Source organism: Paenibacillus sp. UNC451MF, from assembly GCF_000686845.1.
In the GTDB taxonomy this organism is placed as follows: Bacteria; Bacillota; Bacilli; order Paenibacillales; family NBRC-103111; genus Paenibacillus_S.
The window spans coordinates 591,090-607,429 of sequence record NZ_JMLS01000001.1 but is presented as its reverse complement, the minus strand read 5'-3'; the positions used below and the strand labels follow the sequence as shown (position 1 = coordinate 607,429).

Sequence of the window (16,340 nt, the reverse complement as noted above, 5' to 3'; positions counted from 1 at the left end):
CATCCATAGCTATCCGCGTATTTCTAGAGCATTCTGCAGTGAGCGCACTTCCTTCAGAGAGCCTGGATGCGAGGGCGTTCTTGTCGCAAAATCAAGAGGACGCTTGTCCGGCATGCGTAACGTTATGGTTGTTCCTTGTCCTACCTTACCTTCAATGGAAACGCCGTATTGATCTCCGAAAACCATTCGTATCCGGTTATGCACGTTCAACAATCCGATTCCACCATCCGGACCTCCTGCATTCGCAGCTCTCTGAACTATCGCTCCGGATAATAAAAGCTCGTTCAGCTCCTTTTGCCGATCTACTGAGACCCCAATTCCGTTATCTGTAATCATCACCAGCAGATCGTTGTCTTCAACCTTCATCCCGATGCGAATATAATGTTGCTCCTCTATCCCATCAGGAAAGGCATGCTTAAACGCATTTTCGACCAACGGCTGCAGTGACAAACGAACCATCGTTTTCAGTAAATACTCCGGAGGAATATCGACCTGAATCTCGAAATGCCTCTCAAACCTATGATTCATAATGGTCATAAAATGAAGAATGTGCTTTAGCTCGTTCGCAACTGTAATTTCTTCCAGATCGGTACGAATCGAATATCTCAACATATAGGAAAGTGAGCGGACAATATCTTTGATTTCATCCGAATCCTGTACCACCGCATAACAAATGACCGTTTCTAACGTATTGTATAAAAAGTGCGGATTGATCTGCAGCTGAAGCGCTTGGAACTCGGCTGCCTGCCTTTTAAGCTGATGCTCCTGATTTTTCAGCTCCGCCGCATAGACCTGATCAACCAAATCCGACAGTCTCGCTACCATCACATTATAGCTTCGGATTAACCGATCTATTTCGTCCTTATCACCAGTCATCGGTACTTGAGTCCAGTTCCCCTTCTCCGTCTGCCGCATGCCCAATTCGAGTCGTTGAATAGGACGAATAAGGGTTTTCCCAAACCTGTAGGCAAGTAAAAAAGCAAGACACAGCGCTACGGCGCAAGTAATAATCGTAGTCTGCCGAATATTCAGAACCGGCTGCCGCAGCTCGCTTACAGGCATAGAAGCAACCAGTGTCCAGCCGGAATAAGCGGAGCGTCTGTTGAAGTTCATTCTCTCGATCTCATCCTCCGACACGAAAAATCGATTGGAGTTCTCCTTCAGCTGCTTAAACAATTTACCTTCGAGCTGCTTGCCGATCTTGGAAGCAATGGGATGATAGACGATGCGTCCACGGTCATTGACGATATAAAAATAACCGTTATCCCCCAGGTTTATTCCTTTCCACAGCGTGTTCAGCTCTTCAATTTTCAGCTCGATACCGAGAATTCCCTTGAACACCTTCGATGTCTGTCTGCCGGATATTTTACGGGCTAACGCCAGGTTCCCGTTCGTAAAGCTCCAATCCATGATCGTCAAGCTGCCGTCATCCTTCGTCATCTCCTTTAATTCATCCAGGCTTTCAGCTATCACCGATCCGTTAACGGATAGATTTGCAGCATTTACATCTACTACACTTGTGCCGTTGTAGCCGACGAAGTACATTAAGCTGATTTCCGGATTATTAATGAAGCTCGGCTGCATGACCTTTTCTTTGATCTGATTGGGTAAGGTGAACATCGTGTAAAAACTCTTGTCATTCACGTCCAGAAACTCCTTAACCGTGGATGAGGACAAAGCTGACAAAGTGACTCGCTCATAGTTTTTTAAGTATAAGTCCGTGTGATGCATCGCATTATCAACAATCTGAGTAAGCAGCTTCTCGGTTTGACGATCAAGCTCTTTGGAGGATTGAAAATAAAGCGTCACGCCGATGATAGAGGATGAAAGAACAATGACGATGATAAAATAAAAAAACATTTTTAATGCCAAGCTGGATTTCATTTATTTGATCCCTAGCATTTGACGATATTCCGAAGGGGAGATACCGGTCATTTTCTTGAAAATTTTGGAGAAATGCGGATAGTTTTGATAACCGATTTCCATCCCTACATCCACAATCTTGTAATGCGGCATCTCAAGCAACCGCTTTGCCATTTCGATCCGTTTTTTCATCCGGTATTGAACGAACGTTTCACTAGTCATTTTTTTGAAAAAATAGCTGAAATACGTCGGCGCAAGACCAACCTTTTCTGCGACAGCCTCCAAACTGATATCTTCCGTTATGTGTTCATCGATATAGGCTTTGGCCTCTTCAAACACGTTCTTCTGATTACCGCCGCGCCATTGAACCAATTGATCGCATAATTGAATGAGATCAGATTCGAATCGATCCAGTACTTCCTCATGACTGAGCTGCGATTTAAAAGGAGTATGGAGGGTGAACCGATACAACTCTCGCCCGTTCAATTTCTTAATCAAAACCTTCAACGCTTCCGTAACCGTCTGCTGCAGCTGCTCTGTCGTCAGCCTGCCGGACAGATCATCTCCCCTCCAGCGTGCCAGTAATCGATCGATAATCTCAAAATCAGATGCCCATATAGCCGCCTCTGCCTGCTCCAGCCATTCCTCATAGGCTGTGATAGAGATGGACGGTGTTTGTTCCTCATAAAGAAACCTGTCTAGCACAGGATACAGCTCCACCTCAGTCACCGGCTTCAGTAAATATTCCTTAACACCATAGGTCAAACATTTCTGAGCGTACGTGAAATCACCGTATCCTGAAATGACAACCATGCGAACATGCAAATTCATTTGCGAAATTTGCCTGCACAATTCCAAACCATCCATCTTGGGCATACGAATATCTGTGAACACCATATCCGGGCTATGCTTGCGAATTTCAGCCAACGCTTCGATTCCATTTGGAACCGCATGAACTTGAATGGTCTGGTTATACTCCTTGATCAGCTTCATTAATCCAGCCCGGATCATAGGCTCGTCATCGACGATAAGGATTTGCTTCATCCCATTCATCCCTTCTCTTCCATCTGCTTCTAAGATGCTAGCTTTATATCGAATGCTAAATACATTTGGCTGAGAATGATATTGCAAACGTTAAACATAGAATTGGAGCGCTTACATTCTATGCAAAATTTGGTGCTTGAACATTATTTTACTACAAACAGAACCGATAGGACACCCCGTACTCATAATGATTGGAGCAAAGAATTATCCCCCTATTTTCATCCCAAAACACAGATATATCCACATAAAAAAAACGAATCAGAATCAACTGATCCGTTTTTCTATAAAAATCATAGGTCCTGCTTCGTTTTTTTATGAAGCCGATTCCTCCGTAGATGCAATGGTTTCAGATTTCACTTGACGCTTCGATCTGGACTTAGGCTTTTTCGCTGTAGGCTCCATAGCGCTCTCGACAGGCTTTAACGCTTCCAAGCTCGCCTGCAAAGCACTCATCAAATCCATGATCCCGGTTTGCGGTGCCGTCGCCGGAGCAATCCTAATATCTTCACCTGCAATTTTCCGTTGAATGGCATCGATCAAGTTCACCCGATAATCATCTTGATAGAGCGTCGGATCAAATGGGCTTGTAAGCTGCCCTATCAGCATTTGCGCCATTTGAAGCTCCTTTTCGTTAATTGAAGGATCAACAGGCACATTGGGGACCAACTGCACAGGTCTGATTTCATCCGGGTAAAAAATCGTTTCCAACGCAAGGCAATCGTCTACAATCCGAATGACAGCCAAGCTTTTTTTGGAACGGATAGCAATTTGCCCTATGGCGATTTTACCACTCTGCCGCATAGCTTTTACTAATAAACTATAGGCGTTAGCTCCGATGTCCCCGGGTCCTAGATAATAAGTTTTATGATAGTATACCGGATCGATTTCGGATGGATCAACAAAGTGCATGATACGTATTTCCTTATTCGTTTCCGGCATGAGCCGTTCCAGTTCTTCCTTCTCGAACAAAACAAATTTATGCTTTTCGTACTCATAGCCGCGGCTCACTTGCTCCCACTCTACTTCTCGCTGGCATGCAGGACAGTTGCGCAGTTGGTTAAGCGGAGAACCGCATTCCCTGTGTACATACTTTAAAGCGATATCTTTGTCCTCTGTCGCGGAATACATTTTGATAGGAACATGGACCAGACCGAAGCTGATTGCCCCTTTCCAAACCGTGTGCATCTGCATGCCTCCCTTAAAATGGATGATTACCTTTCTATCATTTCCATTTCATAGAGAACCTATACTTGCTATAGTTCGCTTATCCTATAATCGCCTTCACAGCTGCAAGTCCAAGCCCGATCAGAAAACCGCAAATGGCTCCATTCACCCGAATCCACTGAAGGTCTTTTCCGACCTTATCCTCCATAAGAGATATCAGTGTCTCATCGTCGAACCGGTCTATATTTTCTTTAATTAATGTTCCTATCTTGTGATGGTTGGCTTCAATCCAACGGGCGATTTGCTCACGCAACCCCAGCTCCAATCGATCCAGAAGCTCCTCATCGGACTCGATGCGGTTGATTATACGAGACGCGAATGGAATAACATAAGCTTCCGCAAACGATTCCTCTTGAACCCACTCCAACGCTTTGTTCTGAATCCGCTGCAGAAGCTCCATCAGCTTCTCTTCCAAGTTCCACTGCGTTAGGAGCTGCTCCTTCCAATTGGCCATTTCGGCGGCAATGTTATCCCGGTGTACTGGATTATCCAGCCATTGATGCAAGGATTGAATGACAGCCTTCCGATTGGCATTGTCCTTCATGCGTAAACCTTCAATCCCTGTAAGAATAAACTGCTGAATCAATCCACCCAGCTTCTCTTCATTAAAGTAGCCGACAAAAGCGTTCAAAGCGAATTGCATAAAGCCGTTCGTTTTGAGGTGTGACAGTGCCTGTACCGCCATGACTCCCATTCGATCACGGATCTCCTCTTTCATAACCAACTGCTCGGACAAATCCAGGACGAAATCAAATACTTTTTCATCGTATCGTCTGTCATACACCTGCTCCAGCAAATGATTTAACAAACCACGCATATCTATGGCATCAAGCAGCTTTTGGATTTCTTGTTCTCCATATGCTGCGATACGTTCTAATGGAAGCTGTTTAATTAAATATTCGCTGATAGCAGCTATCCCCGCCTTAGCCCCCGGAGAAGCTAATTGTTCCTCAGCTCCACGAAGAAGTCGAATGACCAAAGGGACTTGCGCCAGCTTGTCCATAATACTTTGTTTGCTTAATAGGTCATCCTGTATGGTTGAGACGAAAGCTTTGGACACTTTGTCGCGATTTTTAGGCAGAAGCGCTGTATGCGGGATAGGAATGCCCAATGGATGGCGAAAAAGTGCGGTCACCGCAAACCAATCCGCTAACCCGCCGACGAGCCCTGCTTCAAATCCGCTTTGTGCAAAACGCACCCAGGGCTCCGTTCCATCCAAAAATAATGTGCCTACGAAGCCTGCAGCCATGACTCCGAGTGATACTGTTGCCGTATGCTTGGAATTTCCACTCACTTGATTATCTCCTCTTGTATGCAGCCGTTCTATTCGGCTATGTTCTATTTTCTCTATTATAGAACATGTTTAGGAAAAAAAATCAAATCCGTGTTATTTATTTACTAAGACAGTAACTGTCATAGTACAAGGGTATACTTTTTAGTATGAAATGCTGAGGAGGTATGGGGATGGAATCGCAAAATAAACTGCTGCAAGGCACTGTTGCCATTGTAGCCGGTGCAACTCGAGGAGCAGGTCGAGGCATTGCCGTAAGCTTGGGGAAATTCGGTGCAACTGTCTATGTAACGGGCAGGAGCACTCGCGGACATGCAGCTACGTCAGGCAGAAGCGAAACCATTGAAGAAACAGCCGAAATGGTCAGCACGTATGGCGGTATCGGTATTCCGGTCCGCACAGACCACACTGTAGAAGCCGAGGTTAGGGCTTTGTTCGAACGTATTAAGGAAGAACAGAATGGACAGTTGGATCTTCTCGTCAATGATGTATGGGGCGGAGATGAGCTTTCTGTCTGGGGAGAGCGGTTCTGGGAGCATTCTCTGCATAATGGACTCCTAATGCAAAAGAGAGCCGTCCACTCCCATATGCTGACAAGCTATTATGCTGCGCCGCTTCTCGTTGCTCGCAGAAAAGGGCTTATTGTCGAGATTACAGACGGTGTCGGGTATCATTATCGCGGCAATTTGTATTACTCACTTGCCAAAATCTCGACGATCCACTTGGCTGAAGCCATGGCGGCCGATTTACGTGAATATGGAGTCTCTGCTCTTGCTGTAACACCAGGATTTCTTCGTTCCGAGGCTATGCTGGATCATTTCGGTGTGACCGAAGCGACGTGGCGTGATGCAGTGAAGAAGGATCCTCATTTTATTGAATCCGAAACACCTTACTATATCGGGCAAGCTATAGCCTCCTTAGCCTCCGATCCGAAGGTATCGGATAAATCCGGCTTGTCCTTATCCTCCTGGGAGCTAGCCAAGGAATACGGCTTCCGTGATATTGATGGCAGACAGCCGGATTGGGGCACATATTTCAAACAGCATGTTGAAGGTACTTTATAAAATAAACAAAGCAGCCTGAGACGGCTGATTTGTCTTATGCCGCCTGAGACGGCTGATTTTTCAAACGATACTTCTTATCCAGATTATGCCCATACAACGCGGCCAATAACTGCTGAAACAGCATTCCGGCGATTACGGGGAGAACAACTGGAGGTGGAAAGAAGTTGATAGCGAGCACGGCGCCAGCGCTAAGATTACGCATTCCTGAATTGAAGGTCAAGGCTACTGTGACGTCCCTATCCCATTTCATACCTCTCGATACAACCCATCCTGCCAAATAACCTACAGTAGCGCACACGAAAGCGACTATTATGATTTGAACTAGCTTAGCATTCATTTCCTTCAAGTGAGGAGCTACGACGGAACTGTTAATAGCAACGACAATAAACAGCCCAATTTTCGTAAAAGGGGCTAGCCGCGGACCCCACGTTGTTTTGATTTGTCCTTTGGTCAGATGGTTGAGAATCATTCCAATAATGGAAGGGATGACAACCATCCATAGAAGCCCGTTCATCATGGCCAGAACGTCCAATTGGACTTTTGCACCGACAATCAATGATAAACTCAGCGGAACGATAAATGGAGATAGAAGCGTATCTAGCAATATCAACGCCAAAGTTAATGCAATATTACCGCCGTATATAGTCACCCATACTAAGCTGACCACTCCCGTCGGGATAACAAATAATAATACGAATCCGGTTTGCGTCAGATCATCGCCCGGGAATACCAAAGACCCTGCGGCCCAGCCCAACAGCGGCATTGCGATGTGAAGAATCAAGAAAGTCGCTATAATCGGCAGCGGATGCTTCATCACTTTTGCTAAATCTCGAAAGTTAGAGCCGATACTGCCTGCAAAAGTCATCACAGCGAATATCCATGAGACAAGGAAGCTTAACGAGTGCAGCCAAGCCGAACACAGCAGTCCTACAAGCACAGCTGTCGGTGTTAGCAGCGGCATAATTTTTTCCAGCGCCTTATTCAGTTTGAATAACATATACAGCCCTCTTTTGTCGTCGACTTGTTTTATACCAGTTTTAAGACACTACGTTTCATCATACACCGGCTACAGCATCAAGTCTTATTCTAGCACAATTTTAATAACAGAGACCTTCTTTTTTTTCAAAATGGTCTCTATCAGGTTCCTAAATGAAGGGTATGTCTTATACTGCCAAGCTGTGGGCTTCTCATTTCTATAATATCTCCGGTTCGGCATATTTTGGGATTAGCGGGGGTTCCGGCTAATAGAATGTCTCCGGCTCTAAGCGTCATAATATCCGAAACATGTGCAACCAGCCAATGAGCAGAAAACATCATTTCCTTCGTATTGTCCCTTTGAATGCATTCCCCGTTAACCCACATCTCCAGTTGAACATCGCCCGGATCCGTTAACTGAACAAGCTCACCTATCGGTGTCGTCTGATCGTACATTTTAAATCTCCCCGATTCGAAATGCGTACTCGCCGTTATATCGTTTGAAATGGCATAACCAGCTACAACGGAGGGTACATCTTTCTCTGCTACATGCTTCACATCTTGACCTATCACTATGGCCATCTCGACTTCACAAAAAAACTCTGGCATTTGCGGGGATAAATAAATATCTAGTGCTGTCGTTAGGCTCTCAGGAGATTTGAGTGATAAGGTTGGCGGCTCTTGATGAAATATCCCTCTTTGCGCGCGAAAAGCTTTGAAATTAGGCCCTACGCTAATAATTTTTCGAGATTGTTGGATCCATTCACTAATAAGCATACGAAACCTCCACTGTAAATTAATTAATGATTAGTAAAAAACAAGAAATAATATCGTTATATTTTTCGCTTTTAAAAAATCCCTTTTCCCATAACAATAAGGTAAGACTTGCCCCATAGTGAATCTGGAAGGCATTTACTAACATTCGCAAAGGAAGTGAATTCCCAGTGCTCTCTAGCAGCTTGATCCTCTTTGGCATGACCTTTCTCCTTGTAGCTTCTCTTAGTCCTATTCTTATATTTGGTCTAAGGACGCTTCGGTTAACCCAACCTATACGTTCTCAGCTGCCATCCAGTCATCAGGCTAAACGCGGAACGCCATTAATGGCAGGAGTTATTCTCATTACAGGTACTATCGTTCTACTTGTCATGCATCCAGGTCCAATTGTCTATTTCCTAAGCACCGTCTATTTATTGTTCAGCGTAGTTGGATGCATTGACGATATGAACAAAGCCGTACTACAGAATCCGGACGGGATTCGTGGAACAACGAAGCTGACTCTCCAGTTCCTTGCGACAGGAGTGCTCCTCTTTTACTATAGTCAACTTGTACCGATCGACTCCAGCATTCAGCTGTTCGGCGGTTATGTTTTGGATTTTCATCCGATGTTGTACATAGGTGCTGTCATGCTGTTTATCATTGGTACAGCCAATGCGGTGAATTTCACTGACGGCCTGGACGGTCTGCTTATTTTCACATCTATTCCCACTTATTTATTCTTTTTTGCCATTTCCGATTCATGGGAGGTTCAGCTTTTCTGCTTATCGATGGTTGCAGGTTTGCTCGGTCTATTGATTTATAATATCTATCCTGCTAAAGCTTTCATGGGGGATACGGGTTCTCTCGCTATCGGTGGATCGCTAGCCTTTTTATCTGTGGTTGAAAAGGTGGAATTGCTCATTCCCCTACTCTTTTTCGTATATTTCGCCGAGCAGTTCTCCGTCATACTTCAGGTTTTCTATTACAAGAAAACCAAGCTTCGCTTGTTCAAGATGGCTCCTATTCACTACCATTACACCTTAAAATATGGCTGGAGCGAAACGAAATTAGTCTGGATCTTCGGGAGCGTTTCAAGCTTATGCTCATTACTCGGCTGGATACTCTGGAAATATGCGATGTAGTAACTTGCTAATCTGCTTATAAAAAACTCCTGATACATCAAATGTATCAGGAGTGAATAGAAATAATCAATATTTCACTAGAGAAATAACATCAATCGACCCAAGCTTCTCGCGGCCATTCAACTCTTCAAGCTCAATTAAAAATGCGGATCCGACAATGTCTCCACCGAGTTGTTTTATCAGGTTGATTGAGGTAGCGATAGTACCTCCTGTTGCCAGCAAATCATCAGCAATCAGCACCTTTTGTCCAGGCTTGATGGCGTCATCATGCATGGCGAGCTTATCCTTGCCGTATTCTAGCGCATAATCAGCCTCAATCGTTTTCCCTGGCAGCTTGCCGCTTTTACGGATGGGTACAAAGCCAACTCCTAATTCTACAGCCAAAGGAGCCCCGATTACGAAGCCTCTTGCTTCAGGTCCCGCAATGAGATCGATCTCTTTATCTTTCAGTTGTCTTGCAAGCTCCTTAATAACCTCTTTGTACACAGGGCCATTGTTCAACAATGTTGTAATGTCTTTAAAGCTGATGCCTGGCTGTGGAAAATCCTCTATCACGCGAATGTATTCTTTGAAATTCATATGATTTCCTCCAATGATGGTTTCTTTTGGTATTGCAAATGGAGCAGCCACTCAACCAACTGTTGAGCCGTTGAATAGAGCAAAGTCTGCTCTACTTCCAAACTTTGCTGCCTCATTTGATACAGTTTGGACGTGCTCAAATCCTTTTTAGCGGGACTTGGCATCGGTGCATACCCCTCTGAGGTACGCTTTATAAAGCCTAATTCGATAAAAACATCCAGCATGAACGTGATAACGTCCTTCGAATGCCCCGAACGTTTAGATAATGCCTCTACAAAATAACTAGCCTTGAGCACTGAATCTCCCTGCTTTTGGACGGCTCCATAAACGGTTTTGAACATATCTCTGTTAGGTAATGTGCCTTGCTGTTGAAGCGACCCAGAGAATACCGCATACCATCGCTGCACATGGGAAGCGGAAGATATCGCCTGTTCAAGAGTAGGAACCGAATCAGGCAAATCATAGAGGACAAGATCCGTTACACTAGTGAACTTCTGTTGGCGGGCGAGTTCATTGCATGGTACGCATGAACCTGATCCTGAAGCATTCAAGCCCCAAATAGGATAATGCTTGGAATATTTCATTCTAAGCTGTTTGTCGTCAGGATGAAACGTCAATAACGAAGGAAGCTTGCCCTCTTCTTGTGTATCATTCAACTGACGCAGTCGATCCGACAAATCATTAAGCTTGCTATCCAGTCTCGCCACGCCGCGCCAATCGAACAGCTGTATGTTCGGAATACGTATATCCTGAATCATTAGCTGAGGCTTGCGCACACCATTCCATTCATTTATGGATAGCTCTCCTAGCACATCTAGCGAAGCTGTGGTGGAAATCCAAGGAAGCACTGAGGCTTTATTAAAGCCTACAGCATCGAGCGCCACGGCAGCTTCCTCTTTGCTCTTCATCAGTGTCATTTTAATATGCTGCTGTTCTTTTCCAATCGTCCGCATTTCCTGACAGCCTACGTTTGAGAAAACGAATTTAGGCATTGGATTTCCCATACCAAAGGGACCGAGCTGCTCTAACTGCCGTATAGTCTCGACTCCTACCTCATCCAGCGATCCATTCATATCCGCATGGATGATCGGGATGAAATCCTCAGCCGATAACCACTCATCGGCAAGCACATTGAGGCGACGCTCGAGCTCTGGCAAATGATCTCTGGAAAGCGTCATTCCAGCGGCTGCCTGGTGACCTCCAAAATGCTCCATTAAATCATGACAATGTGTTAGAGCCTGGTATAAGTCATATCCGGCGATAGACCGAGCGGAGCCTTTGGCCATCCCCGTCTCTTTGTCAATCCCAAGGATAATTGTCGGGCGGTAGAACTTATCCATCAATTTGGATGCAACAATGCCAATGACACCTACGTTCCACTGCTCATGCGCCAAAACGATTACTTTTTTTAAACCCGCAGACTTCTGTTCTTCCACCATACTCATCGCCTGCTTGGTCATTTCATCTACGATTCGCTGACGCTCTTTGTTTAGCGAGTCCAGCTCATAAGCCAAAGTCTCCGCTTCCTGCTGATCTTCTGTGATAAGCAGCTTCACAGCATCATCCGCATTGTTAAGCCTCCCGCTTGCATTAATTCTCGGTGCAAGGGCAAAACCGATATGTGTGGAGTTAGCATCCTTCAGCTGAATTCCAGCTACATCAAGAAGGGCCCTTATTCCCCAGTTTGAGGAACTCTGCATGCGTTTAATGCCCTGCCTCACTATGACACGATTCTCTCCCAATAGCTGCATTAAATCTGCGACGGTCCCTATCGCTGCAAATTCCAGCAGCTCTTCTGGCCATCGCTCTAATAGTGCCTGAGCCAGTTTTAGAGCCACCCCGACTCCGGCAAGCTGTTTGAATGGATATGGACATCCCGGTTTCTTTGGGTTAATAATGGTATAAGCTTCAGGTAAAATCTCCGGAGGCTCGTGATGATCTGTCACAATAACATCCATCCCCAGCTCCGATGCATAAGCAATCTCTGCCACAGCACTAATACCTGTATCCACCGTTATCATCAGCTGTATACCCTGCTCATGAGCCAAATCTATCGCTGACTTATTCAAACCATAGCCTTCCAGCACCCTGTGTGGAATGTAATAATCAAATGAAGCATTAAGCTGCCGAAGCAAATGAACCATTAACGTTGTGCTGCTTACTCCGTCCGCATCATAGTCGCCATACACCCGTATTTTTTCACCGCGCTCCAGAGCCTGTCGGATTCGAATGACCGCACTCTCCATACCATCTAAAAGGAACGGATCATGGATGTGATCCGTTCCTCCATATAAAAAAGCAGCAGCATGTTCTTTGTCGGTCATTCCACGGCCTACAAGCAGACGGGCCACTAACGGCGATATATCCAGTTCTTTTGCAAGAACATCGGCCTGCCGTTCGTCCGTCTCGCTTATGTTCCATCTTGCTCGTGCTTGAAGCATGCTGTCCCTCCTTAGAGCTTTCTGTAAGAAAGCTTTCTTCGTAAGCGTTGCTGAGCTCACCAAAGGAGGAAAGCTCAGCGAAAAATTATTATTAATGAACAACACTAGGAAATTGATCTTGATCTGCATCGATATTTTTATACGGGTATCCTGGATCATACGGATTCACATGAATGTAGACCTCGGAAATATGTATAAAACGTTTCATCAACGTATACTTCACCTTTTTGGCGATATCATGTCCTTCAAATACAGAGATCCTCGGATTCACGCATATTTTAACATCTACAATAACATAATGTCCGTGCTCTTTGGCTCGTAAGTCGTCAACAGCAATAACACCTTGCACAGACTGGACAGCTCCCACCAGTTCTTCTGCATATTCTTCATGAAGCACTCGTTCAGCCGTATTATTCGTGATTTGTATCACGACACGATATCCCATCCTGAAAACCATGACAGCGATCAACAAACCTGCAATAGGATCCAAATAATATAAGTATTTATTTCCCAGGTAATGACCAAGCATCGCTCCACCTGCTCCAGCAAAGGCTACCAATGATGAGAATACATCGGACCGTAGTCCCCAAACATGAGACACCGGCATTTGAAATGAACGCAGCTTGCCAAATCGGTGCTTGTATTGAAGGAAAGCTTCCTTAAGGACTAAGGAGGCAGCAATAGCAATTAAAGCGATTGGCTCTGGTGAAGAATCAACACCATAATATAAGGTTTTAACTGATGATAAGGCAAGTTCCAGCCCTACCAATAGCAGCATGACTGAAGCGATAATAGCGGTGCCTACTTCAGTTTTACCTTGTTTATTCACGTGTTCCTTGTCGGCGGAAATATCCCCTGAACCCGTTTCCTTGGATAAAGCAATGGAACCTGCGGCCTCAGCTGCTGTATGCACTGCATCTGCGATTAGCGCCATACTTCCCGAGATATACCCGAACACGCCCTTAATTACAACCAATGCTATATGACTGACAAAGCTGGGCCATTCGCCATAATGCGCTTTTTGTAACCGCTCATTAGACATGGAGCCACTCCTCAAGTGAATTGTATAGAAAGGCCGCGGAAACATTCATTTCGCGCGGCCAGCTATTATTCTTTTACTGCGGTAGCCCGCGTTTTAGAACTAGAACCAAGTGACTTGTTCTTCAACAAATACCACAACGGTGTAGCTATACAAATCGAAGAGTATGCACCGGAGGCCAATCCAACGATTTTTGCCAAAGCAAACAGTTTGATTGATTCACTACCGAAGATAAACAAACAAAGAGCCGCAACCAATACCGTGATAACCGTGTTAATATTCCGTGACATCGTCTGCCAAATACTTGCATTCAGCATGTTAGACAAATCTTCGCTTGTTTTAATTCTGGAAAAGCGAAGATTTTCTCTCACCCGGTCAAAAATAACGATTTTATCATTAATGGAGTAACCAATGGTCGTCAAGATGGCAGCCAAGAACGGCAGGTTAACCTCTAGACGGAAAATTGCAAATGCTGCAATAACGATAAAAGCATCGTGAAGGATTGCGATAATGGCGGCTACTGCAAACCGCCATTCGAAACGAATGCTAACATAGATACAAATGGCTAAGCTCGCAATACCAACCGCAATCATCGCTTTATAGCCTAATTCTCTGGCAATATCCGGCGATACGGTATTTACCTCTTGGGAGACCTTGTCCCCAAAAGTAGCAACCATCGTGGAATTTACTTTTTTAATCTCATCTTCTGTAAGAATCGTATCAAAACGGGCAGAAACATGGTCATTGTTGCTACCGCTAAGGGTCGTTATAGCTGGCTTAAAGCCGGAGCTTTCAAAGGCTTGATCGACCTTCTCCTTAGTGACGGATTGGCCCATGTTAATGTCAAGTGAAGTCCCTGCTTTAAAGTCAACGCCGTAGTTCAAATTCATAGTAACTAACACGATTAAACCAATCAACAGTATCGCAATAGAAGTCATAAAAAACTTATTGCGGTTTTTCATGAAGTCAAAGTGATTTTTATAGTCCACGAATTTCCGACTCCTTTACACCGTAATAAGCAGGTTTATTGAAGAGCTTGCTCTTGATGACTAGGTGAATGTACCAGCGAGACAAGAATACGTTAGTCAGAATACTGATGATAATACTCATAATCGTAGTTAAGGCAAAGCCCCGTATGGCACCATTACCAACATAGTACAGCACGATCGCTGAGATCAAGTTCGTAATATTAGCGTCCATGATCGTACGGAACGAATGCTTGGATCCGGATTTCAGAGAGGAGAGCAAGCTTTTGCCGCTGCGAATCTCTTCTTTAATCCGTTCATACGTAATGATATTCGCATCGACCGCCATCCCGATACCCAGCACAAATGCCGCAATACCCGGAAGGGTTAAGGTCGCTTTCATCAAGTAGAAGGCCCCTAACAGCAGGAACGTATACGTGATTAATGTAATGGCCGCAATAATACCCGGCAAGCGATAAAATACGAGCATGAAAACAAGTATCAAGATCGCACCGATTAAGCCAGCCTCCACCGTTTGGTGCAAAGACAATTGACCTAGAGATGCTCCTACAACCTGAGTATATTTCTCGGTCAGCTTTAATGGAAGTGCACCCAAGTTGATTGTGTTAGCTAACTCGGTCGCTTGTTCAAATGTGTAATTACCGGAGATTGTCGCATTACCATCTGTAATAATGGCACTTACAATAGGTGCGGACAGTTGGTTTTCATCTAAGTAAATCGCTAGCGGTTGGTTAAGCAATTTTTCAGTAACCGCCTTGAATTTATCCGGTTCCTTAACTTTAATGCTGATCATAGGTCGATTCGACTGGTCGAAGCCTACTTTAGCAGCACCTTCCACAAAATCACTACCAAGCATTTCTTTCGTGCCATCAGGTCCGCGGAATGTCAGATCAGCGGGCTTTTTAATAATTTGGCGTACCTCTTCCTCATTCTTCACATCGGCAAGACGCACGCGGATACGGTCTTTACCCTCCGTCGTCACTTCAGGCTCAGCTATACCTAAGCTATCAGCCCTCTTCGCCAAACTGTTTGCCGTTTGCTTCAATGACTCCATAGTGACCGGCTTGCCAGCCTCTATTGGTTCTGCTACATACAGTATTTCAAAACCACCCTTTAAGTCCAAGCCGAGCTTAATGTTCTTCACTAGTCCCGGAGTCAGCCAGGCAAACAAGCCAAACGAAAGGACTACTACTAGCAAAAAAGCGACGATCCGTTTCATCTCTATAACGATCTCCTTCCATACTCAATATTCCTATTATACCCACCTGCGAAAAACGAGTCAATTTGACGATTACTGGCATTTGGGATCAGGTTAAAAAACAAACAACCCTTCCGCTATTTGAAAGGGTTGGTTTTATAAATGCTCATTGTCATCCAGTTCATAAACTGCGTCACTTTTAGCGATAAAATATCGTTGACCACTTTATGCAGCGGAGGTGTGCCTGTCTTTTTATACTTGTCGCTGACACACTCCCATATTTCCATCCCGGTAACATGCTCATACCCAATCATTCTGAACTCTTCTGCTTTACTGTTGCAGATGCTCTCAATTACTTCATTCAATTCCACGTCCGATAAAGCTTCCCATTCCGGTTCAGGCTCTAGCTCAGCCTTACAATCCAGAGTGTCTTCCTCATCCTCGGGTTCCGGCCCTACTGGCGGCTCTCCCGGCTCAGGCATTTCGTCCTGCAGTTCGGTTCCTATTGCTCCCTCCGAATCGTTGGCTGATGCTTCCAACTGTTGCTGTGTATTCCGTTCCTCTTGATCCACGACCATCAACCTCCTGCACTACAGCGTCGCTGTTACACTTATTCGCTGCTCCCGGGTCATTTCCTTCCTTCTTGTCCAAGAAGTTGCACAAAAAATGTCATGCAGTAGGACAGGTTCAGCATATTCATTAAGTAGACCTAATGGTGCATAATGCGAAGTTTTGCTT

The 16,340-nt window shown here is 44.9% G+C and carries 14 protein-coding genes; 2 read left to right on the top strand and 12 right to left on the bottom strand.

Annotation, left to right across the window (positions count from 1 at the left end):
* Positions 1-9: 9 nt before the first annotated feature.
* The 4 genes from BP97_RS35005 to BP97_RS0102635 all read right to left on the bottom strand — a co-directional run bounded on the left by BP97_RS35005 (position 10) and on the right by BP97_RS0102635 (position 5,425).
* Positions 10-1,884: a cache domain-containing sensor histidine kinase gene (locus BP97_RS35005; protein ID WP_051620295.1), complete on the bottom strand. Its 1,875-nt coding sequence runs from the start codon at positions 1,882-1,884 to the stop codon at positions 10-12.
* Positions 1,885-2,907, bottom strand: coding sequence for a response regulator (locus tag BP97_RS0102645; protein WP_028547722.1), 1,023 nt, complete (start codon positions 2,905-2,907; stop codon positions 1,885-1,887).
* Between the two features lie 312 nt (positions 2,908-3,219).
* Positions 3,220-4,092, bottom strand: a complete 873-nt coding sequence (gene ku, locus BP97_RS0102640) for a non-homologous end joining protein Ku (RefSeq protein ID WP_028547721.1) — start codon at positions 4,090-4,092, stop codon at positions 3,220-3,222.
* A gap of 79 nt (positions 4,093-4,171) precedes the next feature.
* Positions 4,172-5,425, bottom strand: a complete 1,254-nt coding sequence (locus BP97_RS0102635) for a DUF445 domain-containing protein (protein WP_028547720.1) — start codon at positions 5,423-5,425, stop codon at positions 4,172-4,174.
* A 170-nt stretch (positions 5,426-5,595) separates the two neighbouring features.
* On the opposite strand from BP97_RS0102635, the gene BP97_RS0102630 reads away from it, so the two are divergent.
* Complete coding sequence (locus BP97_RS0102630) at positions 5,596-6,486, top strand: SDR family oxidoreductase (protein WP_036745326.1); 891 nt, start codon at positions 5,596-5,598, stop codon at positions 6,484-6,486.
* A gap of 34 nt (positions 6,487-6,520) precedes the next feature.
* Here the strand turns inward: BP97_RS0102630 and BP97_RS0102625 are convergent, their stop codons facing one another.
* The gene (locus BP97_RS0102625) at positions 6,521-7,483 is read right to left on the bottom strand and encodes a bile acid:sodium symporter family protein (RefSeq protein WP_028547718.1); all 963 of its coding nucleotides are present in this window, start codon (positions 7,481-7,483) and stop codon (positions 6,521-6,523) included.
* Between the two features lie 140 nt (positions 7,484-7,623).
* On the bottom strand, positions 7,624-8,238 hold the full coding sequence (locus tag BP97_RS0102620) for a fumarylacetoacetate hydrolase family protein (RefSeq protein ID WP_028547717.1): 615 nt from the start codon (positions 8,236-8,238) through the stop codon (positions 7,624-7,626).
* Positions 8,239-8,405: 167 nt separating this feature from the next.
* Between BP97_RS0102620 and mraY the strand changes: the two genes are divergently transcribed.
* Complete coding sequence (gene mraY / locus BP97_RS0102615) at positions 8,406-9,359, top strand: phospho-N-acetylmuramoyl-pentapeptide-transferase (protein WP_028547716.1); 954 nt, start codon at positions 8,406-8,408, stop codon at positions 9,357-9,359.
* A gap of 66 nt (positions 9,360-9,425) precedes the next feature.
* Here mraY and BP97_RS0102610 read toward each other — a convergent pair whose 3' ends face one another.
* The 6 genes from BP97_RS0102610 to BP97_RS0102590 form a co-directional block, all read right to left on the bottom strand.
* Positions 9,426-9,938, bottom strand: coding sequence for an adenine phosphoribosyltransferase (locus BP97_RS0102610; protein WP_028547715.1), 513 nt, complete (start codon positions 9,936-9,938; stop codon positions 9,426-9,428).
* Positions 9,935-12,379, bottom strand: coding sequence for a single-stranded-DNA-specific exonuclease RecJ (recJ, locus tag BP97_RS0102605; RefSeq protein ID WP_028547714.1), 2,445 nt, complete (start codon positions 12,377-12,379; stop codon positions 9,935-9,937). The genes BP97_RS0102610 and recJ overlap by 4 nt, the downstream gene beginning before the upstream one ends.
* 91 nt (positions 12,380-12,470) lie before the next feature.
* Positions 12,471-13,421 carry a cation diffusion facilitator family transporter gene (locus BP97_RS0102600; protein ID WP_028547713.1) on the bottom strand — a complete coding sequence of 317 codons (951 nt, stop codon included), beginning with the start codon at positions 13,419-13,421 and terminating at the stop codon, positions 12,471-12,473.
* A 65-nt stretch (positions 13,422-13,486) separates the two neighbouring features.
* Complete coding sequence (gene secF / locus BP97_RS39495; protein WP_081823881.1) at positions 13,487-14,407, bottom strand: protein translocase subunit SecF; 921 nt, start codon at positions 14,405-14,407, stop codon at positions 13,487-13,489.
* Positions 14,397-15,623, bottom strand: coding sequence for a protein translocase subunit SecD (gene secD / locus BP97_RS39490; RefSeq protein WP_197035399.1), 1,227 nt, complete (start codon positions 15,621-15,623; stop codon positions 14,397-14,399). The genes secF and secD overlap by 11 nt, the downstream gene beginning before the upstream one ends.
* Before the next feature lie 116 nt (positions 15,624-15,739).
* On the bottom strand, positions 15,740-16,174 hold the full coding sequence (locus tag BP97_RS0102590; RefSeq protein WP_331281298.1) for a post-transcriptional regulator: 435 nt from the start codon (positions 16,172-16,174) through the stop codon (positions 15,740-15,742).
* Positions 16,175-16,340: the final 166 nt, after the last annotated feature.

What these genes read in the sequence shown, in the direction of transcription:
- BP97_RS35005 (WP_051620295.1), bottom strand. Translation starts at nt 1,884, where the DNA reads ATGAAATCCAGCTTGGCATTAAAAATGTTTTTTTATTTTATCATCGTC.
- BP97_RS0102645 (WP_028547722.1), bottom strand. Translation starts at nt 2,907, where the DNA reads ATGAAGCAAATCCTTATCGTCGATGACGAGCCTATGATCCGGGCTGGA.
- ku (WP_028547721.1), bottom strand. Translation starts at nt 4,092, where the DNA reads ATGCACACGGTTTGGAAAGGGGCAATCAGCTTCGGTCTGGTCCATGTT.
- BP97_RS0102630 (WP_036745326.1), top strand. Translation starts at nt 5,596, where the DNA reads ATGGAATCGCAAAATAAACTGCTGCAAGGCACTGTTGCCATTGTAGCC.
- BP97_RS0102625 (WP_028547718.1), bottom strand. Translation starts at nt 7,483, where the DNA reads ATGTTATTCAAACTGAATAAGGCGCTGGAAAAAATTATGCCGCTGCTA.
- BP97_RS0102620 (WP_028547717.1), bottom strand. Translation starts at nt 8,238, where the DNA reads ATGCTTATTAGTGAATGGATCCAACAATCTCGAAAAATTATTAGCGTA.
- BP97_RS0102610 (WP_028547715.1), bottom strand. Translation starts at nt 9,938, where the DNA reads ATGAATTTCAAAGAATACATTCGCGTGATAGAGGATTTTCCACAGCCA.
- recJ (WP_028547714.1), bottom strand. Translation starts at nt 12,379, where the DNA reads ATGCTTCAAGCACGAGCAAGATGGAACATAAGCGAGACGGACGAACGG.
- BP97_RS0102600 (WP_028547713.1), bottom strand. Translation starts at nt 13,421, where the DNA reads ATGTCTAATGAGCGGTTACAAAAAGCGCATTATGGCGAATGGCCCAGC.
- secD (WP_197035399.1), bottom strand. Translation starts at nt 15,623, where the DNA reads ATGAAACGGATCGTCGCTTTTTTGCTAGTAGTAGTCCTTTCGTTTGGC.